At 59.5% G+C, this 19,912-nt stretch carries 25 protein-coding genes and 1 pseudogene; 16 read left to right on the top strand and 10 right to left on the bottom strand.

Translation table 11 applies throughout. The features are described 5' to 3' along the window. The first annotated feature begins 2 nt into the window (after positions 1 to 2). Genes rrp4 through OK438_05900 form a run of 7 tightly spaced genes read left to right on the top strand, consistent with a single transcriptional unit; the run spans position 3 to position 4,111 of the window. Positions 3 to 686, top strand: a complete 684-nt coding sequence (gene rrp4, locus OK438_05930) for an exosome complex RNA-binding protein Rrp4 (protein MDA4124971.1) — start codon at positions 3 to 5, stop codon at positions 684 to 686. Further along, positions 670 to 1,431 (top strand): exosome complex exonuclease Rrp41, encoded by a 762-nt coding sequence (gene rrp41, locus OK438_05925; protein MDA4124970.1) that lies wholly within the window; start codon positions 670 to 672, stop codon positions 1,429 to 1,431. Before rrp4 ends, rrp41 begins: the two co-directional genes overlap by 17 nt. After that, a complete protein-coding gene (gene rrp42 / locus OK438_05920; GenBank protein MDA4124969.1) occupies positions 1,432 to 2,244 on the top strand; it encodes an exosome complex protein Rrp42 in 813 nt (270 codons plus the stop codon). After that, the gene (locus tag OK438_05915; GenBank protein MDA4124968.1) at positions 2,244 to 2,468 is read left to right on the top strand and encodes a transposase; all 225 of its coding nucleotides are present in this window, start codon (positions 2,244 to 2,246) and stop codon (positions 2,466 to 2,468) included. The genes rrp42 and OK438_05915 overlap by 1 nt, the downstream gene beginning before the upstream one ends. Next, positions 2,440 to 2,706 carry a hypothetical protein gene (locus OK438_05910; protein ID MDA4124967.1) on the top strand — a complete coding sequence of 89 codons (267 nt, stop codon included), beginning with the start codon at positions 2,440 to 2,442 and terminating at the stop codon, positions 2,704 to 2,706. The genes OK438_05915 and OK438_05910 overlap by 29 nt, the downstream gene beginning before the upstream one ends. Then, positions 2,703 to 3,092, top strand: a complete 390-nt coding sequence (locus tag OK438_05905; protein ID MDA4124966.1) for a prefoldin subunit beta — start codon at positions 2,703 to 2,705, stop codon at positions 3,090 to 3,092. Before OK438_05910 ends, OK438_05905 begins: the two co-directional genes overlap by 4 nt. A 14-nt stretch (positions 3,093 to 3,106) precedes the next feature. Further along, positions 3,107 to 4,111, top strand: a complete 1,005-nt coding sequence (locus OK438_05900; protein ID MDA4124965.1) for a DHH family phosphoesterase — start codon at positions 3,107 to 3,109, stop codon at positions 4,109 to 4,111. Between the two features lie 8 nt (positions 4,112 to 4,119). Here the strand turns inward: OK438_05900 and OK438_05895 are convergent, their stop codons facing one another. Beyond that, positions 4,120 to 4,656, bottom strand: coding sequence for an NUDIX domain-containing protein (locus OK438_05895; GenBank protein MDA4124964.1), 537 nt, complete (start codon positions 4,654 to 4,656; stop codon positions 4,120 to 4,122). 74 nt (positions 4,657 to 4,730) lie between these two features. Here OK438_05895 and OK438_05890 point away from each other — a divergent pair, with 74 nt between their 5' ends. Further along, complete coding sequence (locus OK438_05890) at positions 4,731 to 5,153, top strand: CTP-dependent riboflavin kinase (protein MDA4124963.1); 423 nt, start codon at positions 4,731 to 4,733, stop codon at positions 5,151 to 5,153. On the opposite strand, the gene OK438_05885 is transcribed toward OK438_05890, so the two are convergent. Then, positions 5,134 to 5,826 carry a CTP-dependent riboflavin kinase gene (locus tag OK438_05885; GenBank protein MDA4124962.1) on the bottom strand — a complete coding sequence of 231 codons (693 nt, stop codon included), beginning with the start codon at positions 5,824 to 5,826 and terminating at the stop codon, positions 5,134 to 5,136. The two genes, OK438_05890 and OK438_05885, sit on opposite strands and share 20 nt — an antisense overlap. A gap of 58 nt (positions 5,827 to 5,884) precedes the next feature. Between OK438_05885 and OK438_05880 the strand changes: the two genes are divergently transcribed. The 6 genes and pseudogenes from OK438_05880 (at position 5,885) to OK438_05855 (ending at position 10,370) form a co-directional block, all read left to right on the top strand. Next, complete coding sequence (locus OK438_05880; GenBank protein MDA4124961.1) at positions 5,885 to 6,583, top strand: hypothetical protein; 699 nt, start codon at positions 5,885 to 5,887, stop codon at positions 6,581 to 6,583. 81 nt (positions 6,584 to 6,664) lie between these two features. Continuing rightward, complete coding sequence (locus tag OK438_05875; protein MDA4124960.1) at positions 6,665 to 7,510, top strand: ATP-binding cassette domain-containing protein; 846 nt, start codon at positions 6,665 to 6,667, stop codon at positions 7,508 to 7,510. A gap of 47 nt (positions 7,511 to 7,557) precedes the next feature. Further along, positions 7,558 to 8,316: pseudogene (locus tag OK438_05870) on the top strand (energy-coupling factor ABC transporter ATP-binding protein). A gap of 1 nt (position 8,317) precedes the next feature. Beyond that, positions 8,318 to 9,064: an energy-coupling factor transporter transmembrane protein EcfT gene (locus OK438_05865; protein ID MDA4124959.1), complete on the top strand. Its 747-nt coding sequence runs from the start codon at positions 8,318 to 8,320 to the stop codon at positions 9,062 to 9,064. Beyond that, on the top strand, positions 9,061 to 9,747 hold the full coding sequence (locus OK438_05860) for a helix-hairpin-helix domain-containing protein (GenBank protein MDA4124958.1): 687 nt from the start codon (positions 9,061 to 9,063) through the stop codon (positions 9,745 to 9,747). The genes OK438_05865 and OK438_05860 overlap by 4 nt, the downstream gene beginning before the upstream one ends. Beyond that, entirely contained in the window at positions 9,744 to 10,370 is a 627-nt protein-coding gene (locus tag OK438_05855; GenBank protein ID MDA4124957.1) for an NAD(P)-binding domain-containing protein, read from the top strand. Before OK438_05860 ends, OK438_05855 begins: the two co-directional genes overlap by 4 nt. Before the next feature lie 30 nt (positions 10,371 to 10,400). On the opposite strand, the gene OK438_05850 is transcribed toward OK438_05855, so the two are convergent. The 3 genes from OK438_05850 to OK438_05840 are packed head-to-tail and all read right to left on the bottom strand — an operon-like array spanning position 10,401 to position 13,846. Further along, a complete protein-coding gene (locus OK438_05850; GenBank protein ID MDA4124956.1) occupies positions 10,401 to 10,928 on the bottom strand; it encodes a flavin reductase family protein in 528 nt (175 codons plus the stop codon). A gap of 44 nt (positions 10,929 to 10,972) precedes the next feature. Then, the gene (locus OK438_05845) at positions 10,973 to 11,647 is read right to left on the bottom strand and encodes a hypothetical protein (GenBank protein ID MDA4124955.1); all 675 of its coding nucleotides are present in this window, start codon (positions 11,645 to 11,647) and stop codon (positions 10,973 to 10,975) included. A 6-nt stretch (positions 11,648 to 11,653) separates the two neighbouring features. Further along, positions 11,654 to 13,846, bottom strand: coding sequence for an elongation factor EF-2 (locus tag OK438_05840; protein MDA4124954.1), 2,193 nt, complete (start codon positions 13,844 to 13,846; stop codon positions 11,654 to 11,656). Positions 13,847 to 14,014: 168 nt separating this feature from the next. Between OK438_05840 and OK438_05835 the strand changes: the two genes are divergently transcribed. Beyond that, positions 14,015 to 14,638 (top strand): MarR family winged helix-turn-helix transcriptional regulator, encoded by a 624-nt coding sequence (locus OK438_05835; GenBank protein MDA4124953.1) that lies wholly within the window; start codon positions 14,015 to 14,017, stop codon positions 14,636 to 14,638. Between the two features lie 49 nt (positions 14,639 to 14,687). Here OK438_05835 and OK438_05830 read toward each other — a convergent pair whose 3' ends face one another. The 5 genes from OK438_05830 to OK438_05810 all read right to left on the bottom strand — a co-directional run bounded on the left by OK438_05830 (position 14,688) and on the right by OK438_05810 (position 18,830). Next, positions 14,688 to 15,362 (bottom strand): hypothetical protein, encoded by a 675-nt coding sequence (locus OK438_05830; protein MDA4124952.1) that lies wholly within the window; start codon positions 15,360 to 15,362, stop codon positions 14,688 to 14,690. After that, positions 15,359 to 15,946 carry a hypothetical protein gene (locus tag OK438_05825; protein MDA4124951.1) on the bottom strand — a complete coding sequence of 196 codons (588 nt, stop codon included), beginning with the start codon at positions 15,944 to 15,946 and terminating at the stop codon, positions 15,359 to 15,361. Before OK438_05825 ends, OK438_05830 begins: the two co-directional genes overlap by 4 nt. Before the next feature lie 37 nt (positions 15,947 to 15,983). Continuing rightward, positions 15,984 to 16,883, bottom strand: a complete 900-nt coding sequence (locus OK438_05820; protein MDA4124950.1) for a twin-arginine translocase subunit TatC — start codon at positions 16,881 to 16,883, stop codon at positions 15,984 to 15,986. Between the two features lie 32 nt (positions 16,884 to 16,915). After that, positions 16,916 to 17,230 carry a twin-arginine translocase TatA/TatE family subunit gene (locus tag OK438_05815; GenBank protein MDA4124949.1) on the bottom strand — a complete coding sequence of 105 codons (315 nt, stop codon included), beginning with the start codon at positions 17,228 to 17,230 and terminating at the stop codon, positions 16,916 to 16,918. Positions 17,231 to 17,294: 64 nt separating this feature from the next. Beyond that, the gene (locus OK438_05810) at positions 17,295 to 18,830 is read right to left on the bottom strand and encodes an MFS transporter (protein ID MDA4124948.1); all 1,536 of its coding nucleotides are present in this window, start codon (positions 18,828 to 18,830) and stop codon (positions 17,295 to 17,297) included. A 207-nt stretch (positions 18,831 to 19,037) separates the two neighbouring features. Between OK438_05810 and OK438_05805 the strand changes: the two genes are divergently transcribed. Further along, positions 19,038 to 19,847, top strand: coding sequence for an LON peptidase substrate-binding domain-containing protein (locus OK438_05805; GenBank protein MDA4124947.1), 810 nt, complete (start codon positions 19,038 to 19,040; stop codon positions 19,845 to 19,847). The last annotated feature ends 65 nt before the right edge of the window (positions 19,848 to 19,912 follow it).

Below are 19,912 nucleotides of genomic sequence, written 5' to 3'. Positions count from 1 at the left end.
CTATGCCAATGGTAGAAAGGAAGCAGGTAATTCCCGGAGACGTGATAGCCAGAGGAAACTATCAATTCGGGAACTACGTCGAGAAGCGAGGGGACGAGTACGTGGCGCTCAGGGTCGGGCTCGCCGAGATCAGCCCTGAGGAGATAAAACTCAACCCACTGACCGGCCCCTACCTCCCCAGGCCTGAGGACCAGGTGATAGGCAAGGTGGTCGACATAAACGGGTTCGGATGGGTGGTGGACATCAACTCATGCTTTGAAGGGTTCCTGCCGGCTTCGTTCGTTTTCGGGAGGGAGTTCTCCCCGGCGACCCATGACCTCTCATCGAAGTTCAAGATAGGAGACGTGATCGGAGCGAGGATCGAGTCCTTCGACCGTTCCAGGGACCCGCAGCTCAGCATAAGAGGGGAGGGCTACGGTAAGATCCCGCGGGGCGAGATCACCAAGATATCGCCGACGAAGGTGCCGCGACTCATCGGCAGGAGGGGCGCGATGATCAACCTCATCAGCGAACGCACAGGCTGCGACGTCCAGGTTGGACAGAACGGAGTAATAGTGGTCGTGGGACCCCCAGAAGGCATCGTGAAGACGGCCAACGTGATCAAGATGATAGAGCAAGAAGCGCACGCGGCTGACCTGATGAGCAGGGTCGAGGAATACCTTGGAGGGAGTGCAAGTGCAGCCTAAGAAGAAACTCATGGATGGAGACGGGAAGAGGCTCGACGGGAGGAAGTGGAACGAGCTGAGGCCCATCTCGATGGAGGTAGGCCTTCTCAAGAACGCGGACGGTTCGGCATACATCGAATGGGGGAAGAACAAGATCATGGCCGCGGTCTACGGGCCGAAGGAGGTCCACCCGAAGCACCAGGTGCTCCCCGACCGGGCCCTGCTCAGGAGCAGGTACCACATGGCTCCGTTCTCGGTGGACGAGAGGAAGAACCCCGCCCCCTCAAGGAGAGAGATTGAAATCTCCAAGGTGATGAGGGAGGCTTTGCAACCCGCCGTGGTGGTCGAGGACTATCCGAGGACGGCGATCGAAGTCTGGGTTGAGGTACTCCAGTCGGACGGCGGCTCGAGGGTTGCGGGAATCACGGCGGCTTCGCTTGCCCTTGCGGACGCCGGGATCAACATGAGAGACCTCGTCGTTGGGTGCTCCTGCGGCATCATCGAATCTGAAGTGGTGGCTGACCTGGACGACACCGAGGACAAGGAAGGGAGCGGGGACATGCCGGTCGCCATAATGCCCACGCTCAACCAGGTGACTCTGCTCCAGGTCGATGGGATATACTCCAGAGAGAAGTTCCAGAAGGCCTTCGAACTGGCGATTGAAAAGGGGAAGGAGATCTATGCCATGCAGAGGACTGCCCTGACCAAGAGGTTCTTCGGCGGGGATGCAACGTCAACTACTTCGATGGAGGAGAGTGCTGAGTAGATGTCGATGAAGAAGAACTACGTCGTCGAGACGATCAGGAAGGCCCACTTGGTTGAGCTGCTCGCCCAGGGGAAGAGGCTGGACGAGCGGGCCCCGGAGCAGCACCGGCCGATCACCATCAAGACGGGGATAATCCAGAAGGCCAACGGTTCGGCCATGGTCACCCTTGGGAACACAGAGGTGATAGCTGGAGTGAAGATAGCGACTGGCACACCGTTCCCCGACACCCCGGACAAAGGGCTGCTGGTGGTCAACGCCGAGATACTCCCCATGGCTTCGCCCTACGCCGAGCCTGGCCCTCCTTCGGAGGAGGCGATCGAGCTGGCGAGGGTAGTGGACAGGGGAATACGCGAGTCGGAGATGGTCGACCTGAAGAAGCTCTGCCTCATCGAGGGGAAGACCGTCTACACGGTCTTCGTGGACGTAAACATAATGAACGTGGACGGGAACCTCTTCGACGCGACCAGCTACGCTGTCGTTTCCGCCCTCCGCACTGCGAAGATGAAGAAGTACGCCGTCGAGGGGGACAAGGTAGTGGCCAAGGACGAGCAGGTTCCGGTGCCCGTCGAGCGGACGCCCGTCTCCATCACAATGGCTAGGATCGGCGATGCTCTGATAGTCGACCCCAACTCCGAGGAGGAGGGGGCCATGGACATGCGCATCACCATAACCACCGACGACGACGGCAACGTGGTCGCGAGTCAGAAGGGAGAGGCGAGCACGATCACGCCCGCCCAGGTCCTCCAGGCCGTGGACATCTCAATCAGGTTAGGCAAGGAGATCAGGGACCAGATCGTCGAGGCGACGAAGTAGTGCCAAAGGCGAAGGAAAGCCTCAGGGGGCTGGGCGCGAAGTACGGGGGAACCCTTCGAAAGAGGTATGCGAGGATCTTCAGGACCCTGAAGGCCACTAGGGAGTGCCCTTCCTGCTCCAGCCTGAAGCTCAGGAGAACCTCGTCCGGGATTTGGAAGTGCAAGTCCTGCGGATACACCATCGCCGGAGGGGCCTTTGACCTCACCCCGCCGAAGTCCCGGTAAACCCATCGAGTCGGTTCAGCTAAGAATAACCTTCAAGGCTGACAGGGCGACCGCAGCTTCGCTCAAGAAGTCCATCCCTTTTGCGGTGCTGAGGGACGGAGGGTGCGAGGTCAAGGTCGAAGGGGAGAGTCCCGGAGAGGTGGCGGAAAGGGCGCGTGAGATGCTGGAAATACTCAGGGGAATCGCCCAAACCCAGAAAGGCTATAAGCAGTCAGAGGGGTTGTCGAAAAAGAATTGAGCCAAGCAGAACTTCCTCCCTACCTCAGAGAGCAGCTGGCCAGGTATGACCAGATTCAGCAGAACCTGCAGTCGGTGCTCGTGCAGAAGCAGCAGGTGGAACTTGAATTCAACGAGACTGAGAAGGCGCTGGAAGAGCTGGGGAAGGCATCCGATTCTGAGGCGATCTACAAGTTTGCTGGGAACCTGCTGGTACGGGTCCAGAAGGAAGCCATGGTCAAGGAGCTCAACGAGAAGAAGGAGCTCGGGAGCACGCGGAAGATGGTCCTTGCGAAGCAGGAGTCGAGGTTCAGAGAGAGCTTGAAGGACCTGCAGACGAAAATCGACGACGCGGTGAAGGGCAGGCAGGCCCAGCAGTCTCAGCCGCAGCCGCCAGGCGACGCCTAGGCCGTCTGCGTCCCTTGACAAGAGAAAACCAGAGCAAGTTTCCGTTCATGGAGCCGCTGGGAATCGGGAAGGCGGCCGTCGTTTGTCACAGAAGCGCAGACGCTGACGCATATCTTTCTGCCTACGCCCTCTCTTCCCTGCTGAGGGCGCTCTCACCGAAGTGCGAGGTAGACATTGTTACCCCGGGAGGGATGACCACCCTTACGACCAAGCTCAGCAGGCGGTTCCCTCACAGGACTGTGGAGAAGAGTGACGAGGAATACCAGCTTTACGTTGCGGTGGACGTAGGGGACGAAGAGCTCCTCAATGACTGGAAGGGGAAGATGGCCATGAGCGGGGCCGTCAGGATACTCGTGGACCACCACCCGCTGAGGAACAGGTCAGTCTATGACCACGTCATCGTCGACGAGACGGCGACGTCGGCAGCCGAAGTGGTCTTCGGGCTCTTCTTAGAGCTCAAGGTGGAGATCGACTCCAAGACGGCGCAGGCTCTCCTGGAAGCGGTCATGTTCGATTCATCGCATCTTGCCATTGCCGGACCAGGTGCCCTCAGAGCGGTTGTGAAGTTGTTGGACGCCGGCGCTGACGTCGGCCTGGCGAGGAAGGAGCTGAGGAGCGAGCCCGACCGCGGCGAGGTGATGGCGAAGCTGAAGGGGGCCCAGCGACTGAGGGTCTTCAGGCTGGGCGATTGGACCTGCGCGACGAGCATTGTCGGGTCGTTCCAGGCGCATGTAGCCCGGTCGCTCGTCTTCTTGGGGGCGGACGTGGCGATTGTGGGGGGAGAGTCTGAAGGCGAGACGAGGGTCAGCCTGAGGTCAACACAAAGGTTCCATGAAAACACGGGGCTGAAACTGGGGACAGAGGTCGCCGAGGAGGTCGCCGGACGGCTCGGCGGGCACGGAGGAGGACATGCCACAGCAGCGTCTCTCTCGACACAGGCTCCGGAGGAAGACGCAGTCAAGGAGACCATGGCAAGGGTAGCGGGACTGCTGGGCGCAGAAGCCAGCGAAGTAACCTGACCCGGTCGTCAGGGTAAGAACTTCTTCGAAAGGGGGCTCCTCAGGAAACCTTCGAAGGACAGCCTGAACCACGGAGTGAAGGCGTCGGGACGAGACCGCACTTCGCCCTGGATCTCCCGGAGAGGCGCCCAGCGGAGAGCCATGACCTCGTCCTTGTTGGCCTTCACCTTTCCGTCGAACTCGCCGACCAGGAGCTTGCAGAACTCGTTCTCTGCGTTCTTCCCCTGGGGGGCGAAGTACACGAATGAATGGGCCTCGTCCAAGTGGCCGAATCGCGCCTCCAGCTCCTGAAGGCCCTTCCGCGCCGCTGCCTGGTCGTAGGTCTCGCCGGGGTAGACGTGGCTGGTGAAGGACACGTCCCAGGCTCCAGGCCAGAGGAGCTTCTTGGTGCTTCTCTGCTGCAACAGCATCTTGCCGCCATGGAAGAGGAACACGGTGTAAGCTCTGTGCCTCTTTCCCCGACCGGAGTGGCAGTTCTCTCGGGTGTCTGTGCCGATCTGATTGTCGTTCTCGTCGACGAGTACGAGGATTTCCTGGTTGGGCAAGGACGGGCGTGAGGAGGCTTCAAGATACATAAGGTCATCGATGGATTATATGCCTGAAGAAGCCGGCCTGGCCGATGGCTCTGAGGTTCGCCGGGGAAGTGTTCAGCGGCATAGGGAAGGGGAAGTACTACGTGGGGCACCCGGAGTATCAGAAGAGGTTCGACAGGGCCCTCGGCTACAAACCATACCCGGGTACGCTGAATGTCAGACTGCTGGACCCCGGTGATAGGAAGGAGGTGGGAGAGCTTAGGGCCAGGAAGGGAATCAGGATAGACCCATTCACCTTTCAGGGAGAGGGATTCAGCGCGCTGACCTGCTTTGACGGAGCCATGTCGGGAGAGCGGGTGACCGTCCTCCTCATCGACATCACGCATTACAACGAGAGTGTAGTTGAACTCATTTCTCCAGTATTCCTTCGGGGGAGGTTCGGGCTGAAGGACGGAGACAGAGTTGAGTTCACAGTCGAGCCGGGGGACTCTACTCCAGGTATGCGGTGACTTCGCATTCGTCCCCTTCGTCGAGCTTGAGCGTCTTCCTCAGGTCGAGGGGGGAGATGACCTCGAGGACCGAGCTGTCGTAGTGCGTCCGCTCGATTGCGAGGACAGCGCCCGGGATCCTACCTTCGATTTCGGCCCTGAAGCACTTGACCGGACCGTAGGTCCTGTCCTTGTCCTCGAAGCCGGGGATCTCGACTCCTTGGAGGGACTCGAGCTGCCTCCTCTGTTCGATTTGTACGGGCGAGGAGAGGCGCAGGTTCAGGGTGCCGGGGAAGGGTCGGAAGCCGAGCATTGATTGGAAGTGACTGGAATACCCCTTCATCGAGACATAGTATCCGCCCTCCCTGAGTCCGTTGAAGACGGTCCCGGTGAAGGTGAGGTCCTTCTTCTGGTCCTCGAAGGCGCTCCGGAGCTCGCCGTAGAACGAGCGCACTTCATGGAGGCCTGAGTCCGTGAGCCTGACGCTGAAGCCCCTGCCGGAGTGCAATCTTTCGATGAAGCCGTCCCGCTCCAGGTCCGCGAGCCTTTTCGAGGCCGCCTGCTGGCTGATGTCAAGGCGTTTACCGAGGTCGAAGGATGAGAGCTTGATGTAGGAGTGGGCGGCTTTCAGTCTCAACAGCTCCGCGAGGGTGGTCAGCTGCTGAGGTTTGGGGGCGCGCGTCTTTCTTGGCATCTACAACCGCAGTTGTACTTACCAAAATATTATAAGTCTACTGGATTCGGACCGATTCATGGGAGAGAAGGGCTCCTGGGGCAGGCTGGACACCAGGTCCGTAGCTGGGATAGCGGTATTCAGCTCGCTGGCAGTCATGCTGGCCGCCGTCTCCCAGTCGCTCGGGCTCAACTTCCCGCTCATCCCATATCTGCAGTTCGACCTCGGGGAGGTGGCGATAATCCTGGCATTCTTCATTTTCGGGCCGGTGCCTGCATTCCTGGCATCCTTCGTCGAGGGAGGCGCGCTCGAGCTATTCGGCCAGAACCTTCCCTTCGGACCGGTCCTCAAACTCTTCGCCCTGCTTTCGACAGTCGCAGGACTCTGGGTCGGGACATGGGTCGCTACGAGGTCGGGAGGAACTACCCTTGGAAGGGCGGTCGGGTCGAGCATCCTGGCGGGCTCGGCTATCCGGGCCGCGGCGTTGACGGTTGCAAACTACTACCTGATCATCTTCGTCTACACAATGGCAGGAGTTGGATTCCTGAAGGGGACCTTTGCGCTATTCGGAATCACGATGACCGATGCGAACGCCCTTGCCCTGATTCTGGGGTTCACAGCGGTCTTCAACGTCCTTCAGTTGGCGTTCGTCACGACTCTGTCCTACTTGGTCCTTCGGGTCCGGGTGGTCTCCGAGGTCAGGGTCGGGGGGAAGGCTCCCTGGTTCACCTCGGCCCTGAGGGCCAGGGGAGCTCCGGATGGCGAGAAGGTAAGTTGAGGCGGCGAGGTGCGTCGTCAGATTGACGCAGTCTTTTCCTCCCTGAGTTCGCGGGCCAGCGAGGCACCGGTGCGATAGGATTTGGAGAACATACTCGTTTCACAGAAACTGAACTTCCGCTACCCCGACGCGCCGCGGAAGGCTGTTGTCGACTTCGACCTGACGGTCGGTGAGGGGGAGATAGTGGTGCTGGCGGGTCCTTCGGGGTGCGGAAAGTCGACGCTTCTGAGGGCGATGAACGGGCTGATACCCCACATGTACAGCGGAGAGTATTCGGGAGACGTGACGGTCGCGGGCAGAAGCGTCAAAGGCTCGACGATGAGGGAGCTCGCCCAGACCGTCGGGTTCCTCTTTCAGAACCCGGAGAACCAGATTTTCATGTTCACAGTGGAGAGAGACATTGCCTTCGGGCTGGAGAACCTGGGGGTCCCGCGCCCTGAGATGAGGAAGAGGGTGGACGAGGCCATTGGTCTACTTGGGATAGAGGCGCTTTCACAGAGAGCCCCCCACGAGCTTTCCGACGGGCAGAAGCAGAGGGTGGCCCTCGCGGGGGTGCTCGCCATGAGGCCCAAGTTGATCATCCTCGACGAGCCGACCTCCCTGCTCGACCCCAAGACCGCCATGGAGCTCGTTGACCTGGTGGGAAGGCTGAGGAAGGAGCTGGGCACCACATTCCTGGTGGTGGAGCACAGGCTCGACCTCCTGGTCAAGGTCGCAGATAGGATGGTGGTGATGAACCAGGGGGCGAAGGTGCTGGACGGCACCCCCCGCGAGGTGCTCTTCGGTGAGGAGGCGGAGGGGTACGGAGTGGCGGTCCCTGCTGTCACCCAGCTGCAGAAGATGCTGGCCAAAGACGGCCTGGGGAAGACGGACTCCCTGCTCGACCCTGAGGAGCTCGCCCTTGAGGTCGGAGGCTGGATGAAATGATCGAGTTCAGGGACGTGACGTTCATCCACGACAACGGGGTGATGGCGCTGGACAAAGTCAGTCTTAGGATAGATAGGGGAGAGGTCGTGGCCATAGTTGGGGAGAACGGGGCGGGGAAGACCACGCTCGTCAAGCATGCCACGGGCCTGCTGAAACCCAGCTCCGGGACCGTCCTGGTGGACGGGGTCGACACGAGGGAGACCAGCACCGCGACGATTTCGAGGAAGGTGGGCGTGGCATTCCAGAACCCGGACCACCAGCTCTTCTCTGAGAGCGTCGGGGAGGAGATGGCCTTCGCCCTCCGGAACTTCGGGTTTTCCCCGGATCTGGTCGAGCAGAGGGTCGCCTGGGGCCTGCGGCTCTTCGGGCTCGAGGAGTACAGGGAGTCATCCCCCCTGGTCCTCAGCGGCGGGGAGAAGAAGCGACTCACCCTTGCCTGCATCCTGGCCTGGGACCCAGCGGTGGTGATACTCGACGAGCCCACGGTGGGGCAGGACGCGATTCAGAAGGAGCGGCTTACGGGGACCATCAGGATGCTGGCCTCCACGGGCAAGACAGTTGTCGTCGTGTCTCACGATATCGAGTTCATCTGGCCCCTGCAGCCGAGGCTGGTGGTCATGAAGTCTGGGAGGATTGTGGCGGACGGGCCGTCCCCGCAGGTGATGTCGGACAGGGAGCTTCTCGAGTCTGCCCGTGTCGCGCAGCCTCAGCTGGTTACGTTCTACCAGGCGCTTGCCTCGAGGCCGATGGCCCCGTTCGTGGACGCATTGGAGGGGAGGCGATGGGTGGAGGGAGGAAGGCAGTAGGATGATGTGGCTTAGCGGGGGCTTCATCTTCCGAAGGGGGACTTCTGTCTACCATAGGCTGGACCCACGGGTCAAGCTGTTGATCTCGGGGCTGATGTTCGTCACGACTCTGCTGGTAAGGTCGGTCTTCCAGCTTGCCATCGTGCTCCTGTTCATGGTCGGGGTAGCGGCGGTGGCTACCGTTCTGAGGAGGGTTGCTCGGACGATGGTCCTGACTGCGACCTTCTCCGCCTTCATCTTCGCCATCAACCTCTTGGTCACTCACAACCTCGAGACCTCGGCGCTCTACGCGACCAGGTTCGTGGCGATCGTCGTCTCTACGAGCCTTTTCTTCATCGCTACGTCTCCCGACGAGCTTGAGCAGGTCATGAAGACGTTCAGGCTGCCGCGGGACGTGGTCTTCGCCTTCGTGACGGCCGTGAGGTTCATCCCGGTAATGATGCTGGACACGCTGCAGATCATGGACGCCCAGAAATCGAGGGGGCTCGAACTGGAAAAGGGGAACGTCCTGAGACGGGTCAGGAACATGATACCGATACTGATACCCCTGGTAGTGAATTCCGTGGTCAGGAGCGGGGAGTTGGCTGAGGCCATGGAGTCCAGAGCCTACGGCGCCGTGCCCAGACCGACCTCCCTCACAGAGTACAAGGCAAGGTGGATCGACAGGGTCGTGGCTCTGGCGGCCGTGGTCCTGTTCGTGCTCGCGGTCTACACCTTTTATTTCGTGCTTCCGGCGTACATGCTATGATCCCCACGCGGGTCGTCGCTGACGAGAGGGAGAAGGCGAGCGGGGTTCCGGACGAACTGTCGAAACTCAACGTCAGGGTGTACTTCAGCAGGCTCCCCGTAGCCGACTACGTGCTCAACCCCGAGATAGCGGTGGAGAGGAAGTCGGTACGCGACCTGGTCTCGTCGGTCTATGATTCGCGGCTCTTCTACCAGGCGGCGCGGATTTCTGCCTCCTACGCCAAGCCGTACCTGCTTGTCGAGGGGGACTCCACCGAGGTGGAGAAGCTTGCGAAGAACTTGAAATCGTTCTACGGGGCGATCGCCAACGTGACCCTTGCCTATGGGCTGAGAGTCCTATACACTGCCAACGTCAAGGAAACGGCCATCGCCATAGCCGAACTCCTGAACCATGCCAGGGCCAAGCCCCTCGTCCGGATGCCCTCCGAGAATCCTCCGAAATCCAAGAGCGTGCCTCAGCAGCAGGTCTACGTTGTCTCCTCCATCCCTGGGATCGGGAGGAAGCTGGCCGAGAGGCTCCTGATGAAGTATGGGACACCCAGGAGGGTGTTGAGCCTGACGGCGGGGGAGTTCGCCCTTACCCAGGGGATAGGATGGAAGAGAGCGGAGAAGATCAAGGAGATGATGGACACGAAGTTTACAAAGGCGCAGACGACGAAACAGCAGATGAGGCTGGAAGAGTGAAGGTAGCGATATTCGGCGGGACGGGCAAAATAGGAATGGGGCTGGCGGAGCAGCTTTCGAAGAGCCACTCGATCCTAATCGCGTCGAGGGACCCCGCCAAAGCAAGGGCAGCGGCGGCAAGGGTCTCTGGGGCGACGGGGGCCGACTACCTGACAGCAGCCGCGGAATGCGAAGTGGCGATCGCCGCTCTGCCCTACTCGGCGATCGGCTCGGTCACCCCGCTGGCGAGTCCCCTAGCGGGCAAGGTTGTGATTTCGATCATCAACCCGATAAGGGTGGAGGGAGGCGTCCTCGTCTTCGGGCTGGAAGGCGGGTCTGCTGCCCAGGAGCTCGCGGCAAAGTTATCGAAGAGCCGGGTGGCAACGGCGTTCAACAACATTCCGGTCGCGTTCTTCAGACGCGAGGAGATGGTCAGGTTGGACGTGCTCATCGCGGCGGACAGTCCCCAGACGTTCGACGAAGCGGCGTCCCTTGTCAGGAGCATCCCCAACCTGAGGCCACTGCACGCTGGCCCCCTGTCAGAGGCGGGGTCGGTCGAGCGGATGACCCCCGTCGTCCTGAACCTCGCGAAGATGAACGGGACGGGCAGCCTCGCCCCGAGGTTCGTCTCTGAGAAGGACTAGCCGAGGCAAGGACGTCGCAAGGTCCTAGGCCTAGTGTGTCGGGTAGGTCGAGAGGCCCTTCTTCCATCCCGTGTAGAGAATTGGCCTATAGCGCTCGAAGTCCCAGAAGTCCGAGAAGTTCTCAGAGGCGTAGGAGGCCTTGACGAGGCCGATGAGGAGTACGTGGTCCCCCAACTTTCTCTTGGAATCGAGTTCGCATTCCAGAGTCGCCACTGCCTCGTTGATGATGGGGGCATCCACGGTTGGTGCCTTCCGATGACCGAGACCGGCGTCGGCGATCTTGTCCTTCGCTCCCTTTCCGCTTTCGGTCGCCAGTCGCTCAACCGCCTCGACATACCTGCGGTCGACCAGACAAAGGGAGAATGCCCGAGCCTTGACAGCAAGCTTGAAGGTGAAGCTCGCTGGGTTGCACCCTACAGCCACCAGGGGCGGACGACCTGAAACCCAGGCGTAAGACACCACGGGCATCGCTGAGACCCTTCCGCCGTGCTGCGCGCAGAAAATAGCGGGGACCTGCGGATAGAAGAGCCTGTGCATCAGGGTTGCATCGACTTTCATGGGAGACGAAAGCTAGCGAACCCCGGTTAGATAAGTCGAGCCGGTCAGGGGACACGGAAGTGGAGGATGACCAGGTCGCCCCACTCGTCGGCCCCGATGGCCGTGTAGAAGCCAGCAAGGTGCTGGCCGGGGGCCAAGGAGTCGCTGCCGATTAGGAAGGTCGTCCTGATGGGCCAGAACTCGAAATTGTTGTTCAGGTCCACTATTGCCTTCGAACTGTGCGGCTCGAGGACGAAGTAGTGGGCAGGGCCCTCGATGGTGCCGTTGGTAGAGTTCGTTATTGGCAGGCACCCGAGGAACTCTTGTGGTCCCAGAACGAACTCCCCCGAGGAGAAGTTCGATTCAGTTTCGAATCCCTTCATCACTCCCATGCCGATCGGCCACCACAGGTTTGCGGACAAGCAGGGATTCACCCACAGGGCGCTTCTGCTTACGGCCCAGCTGTCGAGAGCGGTGACGTTCTGAATCTGGGAAGAGGTGCTGTCCAACCAGATCGTTATGTTGAGACGTTCAGCAGAAGAAAGGCGGGTAGCGTTCATGTTCAGGTTAAGTGAGAAACCATAGGGTGAGGCCGCTGACCCCGAGGTCTGGAGTCTCTCCTGGTTGGGGGTCAGGTAGGGCGAGGCTATGAAAGCGGCGACTAGAGCCATGAGGACTACGGCTAGGACAAGCAGGGTGTTCCTGACGCTCCTCCGGTAGACGGCGTCATCGTCCGACAAGGGCGCCTACTCCCTGTCGATGAACTCTTCCGCCTTCGGCGGGTCTGGCGGGAGCCCCTTGCGCTTCCGGATCTCGGTCACCAGGCCCCAGAGCATGTTGGTGGGGACTGCCTGCCAGGTCTTGAAGTGGGTGTTCCACACGGCCTTGCCAGCTGTGGCGCCCCTCATCTTCTCGCTCAGGTCGAAGGTCTCGGAGGCCGGGATCTCGCCCTCGACGATTGTCATGACTTCCCTCTGGTCGATCTTGACGAGCTTGCCTCTTTTCGCGCTGATGACCCCCGTTATGGCGCCAATGAGGTCCGCGGGGCCCTTGACTTCTATGCCGAGGATGGGCTCCAGGAGTGTCGGGTTGGCCGACAGCATCGCCCCGAGGATGGCCCTCCTTGAAGCGGGCATCAGCTGGGCATAGGTCCTGTGGGCTGCGTCCTCGTGGGGGACGTAGTTCGTCAGCACGACCTTGACACCCCTTGTGAACTCGTAGGCCAGAGGTCCGTTCTTCATGATGTCGTCGAAGCCGGCCCGGATGGAGTCCATGGACTCCTGGAGGAACTGGACTCCCTTCGTTAGCTCGGTCATTATGTTGCCCCTCTCGTCGATGGCCTGCCAGTTCCTTGCCTGGTCCGGGTCCCAGCCGTGGTCCCTAAGGAGTTTGATGACCAGCTTCTTCTCAATGTTCTCGGTGATAGTGCCGTTCCTGACCAGTTCGACCACGTCGGGGGTAAGCGGCTCGACTTCGACGAAGATCTTGTTGTGCCTGTTCGGCGAGCGCGCCATTATCGGGCCTGCTTGGGTCCTTATCGTTTCCCTGTAGTTGATTATCGGTGGCGAGGTGATGATTTCGAGGCCGGCGTTTTGGATCATCGTAGTCGCGATCTCCAGGTGCAGGACCCCCATGCCAGACATCAGGGTCTCTCCTGATTCCTGGTTGATCGTCACGACGAGGTTGGGGTCCTCTATGTTCAGCCTGCGCATGACTTCGACGAGCTTCGGGAGGTCCCTGGGATGCTTGGCTTCGACCGCCACGGTGACCACAGGTTCGCTGACGTAGTGTATGGACTCGAAGGGCGCCACGCCTTTCTGGTTGGAGATTGTCTCCCCGGACCTGATGTCGAGGCCCAGAAGCGCGGGTATGTTCCCTGCGGGCAGAGAGTCGACTATCTCCCTCTGGAATCCCATGAATATCTGGACTGACTGGATCTTCCCTTCTCTCTTTGAGTTAAGGAGGTAGACCTGGTCTCCGTTGGAGACGCTCCCTGAAAAGAGCCTGCCCGTCGCCACCAGGCCTGCGGCAGGGTCGACCACGACGTTGGTCACCATCATTACCGTCGGCCCGTTTTCGTCGCAGGAGAGCAGCGCCTTTCCCACGTCGCTTGTAAGATCCCCCGCACTCCAGATCTTGGGGATGCGATAGGCCTGGGCTACGTGTGGCGGCGGGTGATGCCTTACCACCATTCCGAGGAGCGCCTCGTGGAGGGGCAGCTTCTCGCCAAGAGCCTGTAGCGACTGGGTCGAGTAAGCCTCGATTATGTCCTTGAATGACATCCCAGCCGCCTTCGCCATGTCGAAGTTGAAGCCCCACTTGTCCTTCGAGGAGCCGAAGGCCACCTGGGCGTCCTGGATCGAGACCTTCCATTTCTGTTTGTACTCTGGTTCTGCGTAGGTGTCGATCAACCTGTTGAATTCCTTCACGATGTTGAAGAGCCATTCCTGCATCCTCTCAGGTGAGAGGCGGAGCTCCTTGATCAGCCGGTCGATCTTGTTGATGTAGACGACGGGCCGTACGCGCTCTTCAAGCGCCTGTCGGGTGACCGTCTCGGTCTGGGTCATGATGCCCTCGACCGCATCGATGACGACGATGGCCCCGTCGACAGCCCTGAGACTCCTGGTCACTTTGCCTGTGAAGTCTATGTGGCCGGGGGTGTCGATGAGGTTGATGACGTAGGGCTTCCCGCCTGATTCGTAGTAAAGGGTCACGTTAGCTGCTTTGATTGTCATCTGTCGCTGCTGTTCGAGCTCCATGTAGTCAAGGGCCAAAGCCTGGCCGGCCACGCTCGGGCTTAGCATTCCGCATGCAGCCAGCAGGCTGTCAGAAGTGGTGGTCTTCCCGTGGTCCACGTGGGCGATGATCCCCAGGTTGCGGATCTGCTCTCGGTTGTGGACTAACTTGAGAGCTTCAGCTGTTGACTTGAACTTCGGCACGCCTCTGCTACCAAAAGGTTCCCCGCCTAGGATTGAATAAGAAGGTTTCCTTCATGAGGCATGAAAAATCAGGACGGCCAGCTCTTTCGCGTAAGACAAGAGGGTGGCGGTCGGGGTCTGTGGGAGGTAGAAACGAGATAAATGGCATGCCGCCAGCCATTGGAACGAATGCCCGCCCTAGCCGAGGTCCTGGAAATGGGCTCTCCGAGAGCTCCTGGCCCCGCTCCCACCTACAGCCCTTCTCATGTGCTGGCAGTCCTGATGACCATAGGCGACGTGGGCTCGATCGGAAGGGGTGCGCTCGCGAAGGAATCGGGTCTCGGAGACGGGGCCGTAAGGACCGTCATCAGACGCCTGGGAAGCGGAGGGTACATCGTAGTCAGGCCAGTGGGATGCCAACTCACAGGCAAAGGGAAGGTGGCCTATGATGAGCTCAGGAAGAGGATCCCGAAGACAATCGAACTGACCAAGACTAGCCTGACTTTGGGAGACAAACAGGTCGCCCTGTTGATCAGGGGGGCGGGGGAAGGTGTGAAGAGCGGCATTGAACAGAGGGATGCTTCAATCAAGGCTGGTGCTGTGGGCGCGAGCACCTATGTGATCAGGGGTTCGAAGTTTCAGGTTCCTGGCTCGTCGCTGGACTGTGAAGCTGATTTCCCGAGCGACGCCTGGCGGAAGGTTAGGAGGGAACTGCGACCCCTAAACGGAGATGCGATCGTAATCTGTGGCTCTGGCGAGAGGAACACTTCACTCATCGGAGCCATCAGCGCGGCCATCACCCTTCTGACGTGACCTGGGATCAACGCACTCCTCGCCGCGATTCCGAACCAACCTTCGGGTCTCAGGGTGTGCAGGTAGGGTTGTAGCTCTGGTCCACGCCGCAGTAGGTCCAGGCGAGGACCGACCCAGCGCTGGCCAGGACCCCGTCCGCTCCAGTCTGAGCCAATTGCCAGGAGGGCTTTGTGTAGGACCAGACGAACCAGGACTTCGACGTTGTGTCGATTACTCCACCGATTCCGGTTACGAAGTGTTCGCCGTACTGCGGGTACCACTGGGCCGTGACCTTGCCGTGGGTCAGGACGACGGTCTCGACGTACAGGTTCCAGCCCGCCTGGACCGCGGTGCTGTTGTGCCATAGGCGGGTCCCGTTGCCGTAGTCCAGGAGAACGCTGTTCACCAGGAGCGAGGGTGCGGCAGGTTTCAGGGTCAGGTACGCCTGCCACAGGCCGCTCAGCTCCAGGCTGGCCTGCACGTAGGCCGGGTCGCTGGTGTTCATGACTGCGATGGCGCGCGACAGGAGGGAGATCGTTTCATTGTACCTGGGGAGCAGGGAGTTGAAGTTCGACGCGAGCCGGGTGTAGTTTGCATTTGCGTTGTTCAGTTCGCCAGCCAGGGTGGAGTTGTCTGAAGTGGCTGCTGCATATTGCGTGTAGTAATAGGCGCCGAAGGTAGCGGTTATGATTATCACCGCCGTGGCAGCCACGGCCAGGTTGTACAGGTTCCTGTTGGCGGTCACTTGCTTTCCTCCGCTCGAATCGTGCCGAAGCCTATCCTCTGGGTCCTCGCCATCAAACGAGGGATGAGCAGAATGATCACGGGCGCGAAGACCATCCCGAACATGAAGTCGCTCACCTCGTGCGAAAGCATGAACGGTATCCCAGACACGAGGGTTGCGGCGACGTGGGCGAGGGTCACGGTCGGCCAAAACTGGACAAGCGCCGTGGCGAGGTTCGTTTCCAGGTCCCAGAAGAATGCGCAGAGCACGAGGATGCTGCCGATGAATATGCTCTTTCCGGACGGAACCCCCGGGCTGCCTTTCCAGAACTTGGCAGCAAGAAACCCGGCCAAGGCGTATACGACTTCCCCCGCGATCAGGAAAGGAGCGATGTAGCCCGGCATCCCCCAGGGAGAAAGGTACGCCCAAAGGAATTCGGAAAGGATGCCGACGGAAGCGCCCACCCTGAATCCATAGACGTAGGCAGAAACGAAGACAAGCGTGTCGACGAGCTTGACGTTGGGGATGCCGGCCAGTACGAGGTCGGAACCCACTATCAGAGCTGCGAACACAGGTATGACAGCGAGGGTCCGCGTGTCGCTCATGCTGGGTGGATAATCCAGCCTGCCCTTAACCGTTTTCCTAGGCAGGACTTCTGCCGCACTTGCGACAGAAGAGGCTGCCAGGGGACAGCTCTGCACCACAGTACTTGCACAGAGCCTTGGGCGGTAGTCCCTTTGCAGACCCCTCGTTCCTGGGGAGGCTTCTTCTCCCGAGCCAGACCGCAGCTTCTACCATGGTTATTACCGGGATGAAGATCACCAGGTCCAGGAGAGGGCCGCCGTCGGGGGTCAGGAAGAGGCCGGTGACTGCCCAGACAGCGAACCAGATTATGACCCGGTTCCGGGAAAATGTGTTCGGGTCGAGCACCCTGAGCCTGATGAGAGCGTAGACGAAGACCGGAGAGGTGAAGGAGACGCCTGTGGCTCCGACTATGAGGAAGACGACATAGTAGAAGGCGGCTCCGTCGATTTGGAACGAAATGTTGGCGGCCTGGAGGAATGGCGCAAGCGCTATCACCAGGAACTTCGCTATGACGAAGAAGCCGAAGAGGACCCCGACTGCGAACAGGGTCGAAGTCGAGATTACGAAGGGGTAGAGCAACTTCCTCTCGCTCTCCTTCAGGGCAGGGTCGATGAACTTGTACAGCTCAAAGGCTGCGACCGGCATGGTGATGACGGCCGAAAGCAGCAGGGCGGCTACGAAATAGATCTCCATCCCTTCCCCGAGGCCTCCTGCGGCTATCAGGGACCATCCCGAAGGGAGGATGTAGTCGTGGACCGCGTGGATGAAGGCTGCGATGACTGTGTTGTTGAGGAATTGAAGAGTGAGGTAGTCTCCCAGGCGCTGGAACTGTTGGACTGGGTTGGCCGGAATGAAAACGAGGATTATGAGAGCGACCACAAAGGCAAGGAAGACCTTCTTGAGCCGAGCGCTCAGCTCCTTCAGGTGCTCACCAAGCCCCATGACCTCTCGGCTCATTCTTACGTAGTTCTCGCCCGGTGGTGGGCTTATTACGTTTGGGGCTTGGCTCTTGCCACTATTTCCTGTGAAATCTGTTCCCTGGTCTTGCCCTCAGTGCTTATTCCAAGCGTCCTGGCCGTGCTCACCAGGACCTCGTCGCCCGTAGCTGGACCCGCCTGGGGTGTCGTGATGCTTGAGACCGTGCCAGCCATCGCGTTGTTCATTTCTTTGGAGGCTGAGTCGAACTCGCGCCTGGCTTTGCCAAGGGCCCTTGCCATTTCGGGGATCTTCTGAGGACCCCACAGGAAGATGATGACAGCGATGATACCAACCACTATGATTTGCAGTGGGTCTCCGAGTGCCATCCTATCTCAGGGTCAGTTGGCTACTCGGGTTTATAGGTTCTCAGTAAGATTCGCATCGGGGAGACTACGGCGCGCGATCTGCAGTAGGATTGGACGTCATCTGAGAGGCCCTGGCCTCCCTCTCGGCTGGTTTCATCTCCGTCGACTCCATTATCGCGGACTTCCCCAACACCTCCCTTGCCAAAGGTATGATGACTAGCATCGCGACGAAGACAACGACGGCCAGATAGAAGACGTATTGGAAGGCTGCCAGTGTCGGGAGGGAAGCGGGGAAGGTCCTGCCCCCCTGCGAGACGACGACGACTGCCGTGTAAGTGCTGAGAATCGAACCAGCTATGGGGGCCCCTAGGCTCGCACCCAGGTTCCGGAAGACGGTGTTCAGGGAGGTGGCAAGGCCCATGTCGCGAAGCTCCACCGTCAGGGTGAGTAGGTTGATCACTGAGGACTGAAGTATTGATAGCCCTGCCCCGGCGACGAACATGCCGCCTAGGTATTGGTAGTAGGTGGTTGCCCAGGTAGTGTAGTAGAAGCCCAACGCTGACAGGATTGCTCCGACGGCAGCTACGCGCTTTATGCCCGTCCTCGACACGATGATCCCGGTCAGCGGAGCGAAAATGATGAAGGCGACGGCGAGCGGGAAAAGAGAAAGGCCTGTGTTGAATATGTCGAGGTGGAACCCGATCGGGCTGAACAGTTCGAACTTGTATACGTAGGCCTGGAACGCCAGGAACATTCCGAGGCTAGCCACAAGGATCAGGACATTTGAGGCGAGGACGTTCCTGATGCTCAGCAGCCTGAGGTTCAATATGGCCTCGGTTCCCTTCGATGAATACCAACGTTCGAAGAGGAAGAGCGGTGGGAGGATCACCAGAGACCCAGCAAGTAGGCCTAGGGTCGAGAACGAAGTCCATCCCCAGCTGGGTCCCTCCGCTAGGGCGAGGACGAACATGACTAGGGACGCACCGAGGATTGCGGCTCCGATGAAGTCGATCTTCTGGTTGGGTCGGATGTAGTGCGACTCCTTGACCTTCCAGATGATCATACCCGTCCCAATCAGGACGAAGGGAACTGCGGTGTGGTATGTCGTGCGCCAGCCGAAGTCGTTCGAGATGAGAGCTCCCAGGGGGAGGGAGACGGCGAAGCCGACCCCGAACATTCCGCTAATTATCCCCTGTGCCTTCGGGACCATATCCCTGGGGAACTCTTCCCTGACCAGGCTGAAGACGAGCGGGAAGATGGCCAGACCGATCCCCTGAACGGTCCTCGAAGCGAGCATGAACTCGAAGGTCGGAGAGAATCCGGTCACAGTGACAGCAGCTGCATAGATAAGGAGCACGTAGGTCAGTATCTTCTTCTTTCCATAGACGTCTCCAAGCTTCCCGACGATCGGGTTGAGGGCTGTTCCGGAGACAGAATAGAGGGCCAGGACTAGGCTGACCTGGGCTGGACTGACTGCGAATTCGGCTGCGATGGTAGGGAGAGACGGCGTGAGCATTCCCTCCACGTAGAGGATCGTGATTACGAGCCCGGCGAATAGGAAGAGGGTCCTGTAGGCGTAGGCTGTGTCGTATTCCTTGGGAGCCTCAGTCGGAGTGGACAAAGGTTGATTTCGGGGTCTCAATTTCTCTGGTTTGTAAAGAATTCCCCGGAGGAGGAGCAATGAATCCATGCACGTTGACCTAGGAGTTCAACGGGTGCTTTGAACCATGAAAAGGATTCAGCAGCATCCTACCAAGGGACAAAGGGAAGAATCAATAATGGCGATTCGCGCTCACTAGACTAGGTTGCCGAAGCAAGGTGAGACGCTGTGACCGAAGAATCATCAACGAATGAATACGAAGCCCCCGCCCTACAGGCAGAAGATGTGGTCATCTTTCCCCATACAGAGGTCTCCATAACCTCCCGGGACCAGAGGAACATGACGGCCCTGCTCCAGGCGTCCAAGGAGCGTCAACTCATTGTTGCAGTGCCTAGGTATGATTCAAAGGATTTCACGGGTTCGATAGGCACTCTCGCCCACGTTCGAAAGACAGCCATAGTCAGGGGAGGAGTGAACGCGTCCGTGAAGGGGCTGTGGAGGGTGCGTGTCGAGAAGGTCCTTGAGGAGACGGCATACGCGAGAATCCGCTTCACCAAAGTGAATGAAATCGATGATGCTTCCGCAGGGGAATCGAAAGCCATGCAGGTCGTGCTTGACCAGATCGAGGAGTTCGTCAATCTGATCCCAGGCATCCCTTCCGAGATAACCGACCGCTTGCTTAGCGCGGAGACGCCTGGCAAATTGGCTGACCTGTGTGGTTATTCCCCTACCTTCACCTCTGAGGAAAGGATTGACCTGTTGAAGACCCTGGGGGCGGAGGAAAGGCTTGAGATAGTCAGGAAGAACTTTGAGAGGCAGCTAGCCGCCCTTAAGGAGATCTCAAAATTCAAGCCGATTCCCGAATGTGAGACTTGCGCGGAGCTTGCGGACAGGGCATTCGAATCTGGACCGAACCAGAGCGGGGAGATAGCTTCAGAGTTTCTGAGTCACGTCGTCCAAGAGCACCCTGGGGAGCTTTTGGGGCTCATCTCCGAAAAGTATGGGTCCACGTTCATGAGAAGAAGGGCCATGAAGTGAGGTCCCCTGCTTCGACTAGAACCCCACCCTGGTGAGCAACGGGGTGCCCCGACCGGGACTCGGGG

Source organism: Nitrososphaerota archaeon (genome assembly GCA_027887005.1).
Lineage (GTDB): Archaea > Thermoproteota > Nitrososphaeria > Nitrososphaerales > Gagatemarchaeaceae > UBA183.
This window is presented reverse-complemented; position numbering and strand designations above follow the sequence as displayed.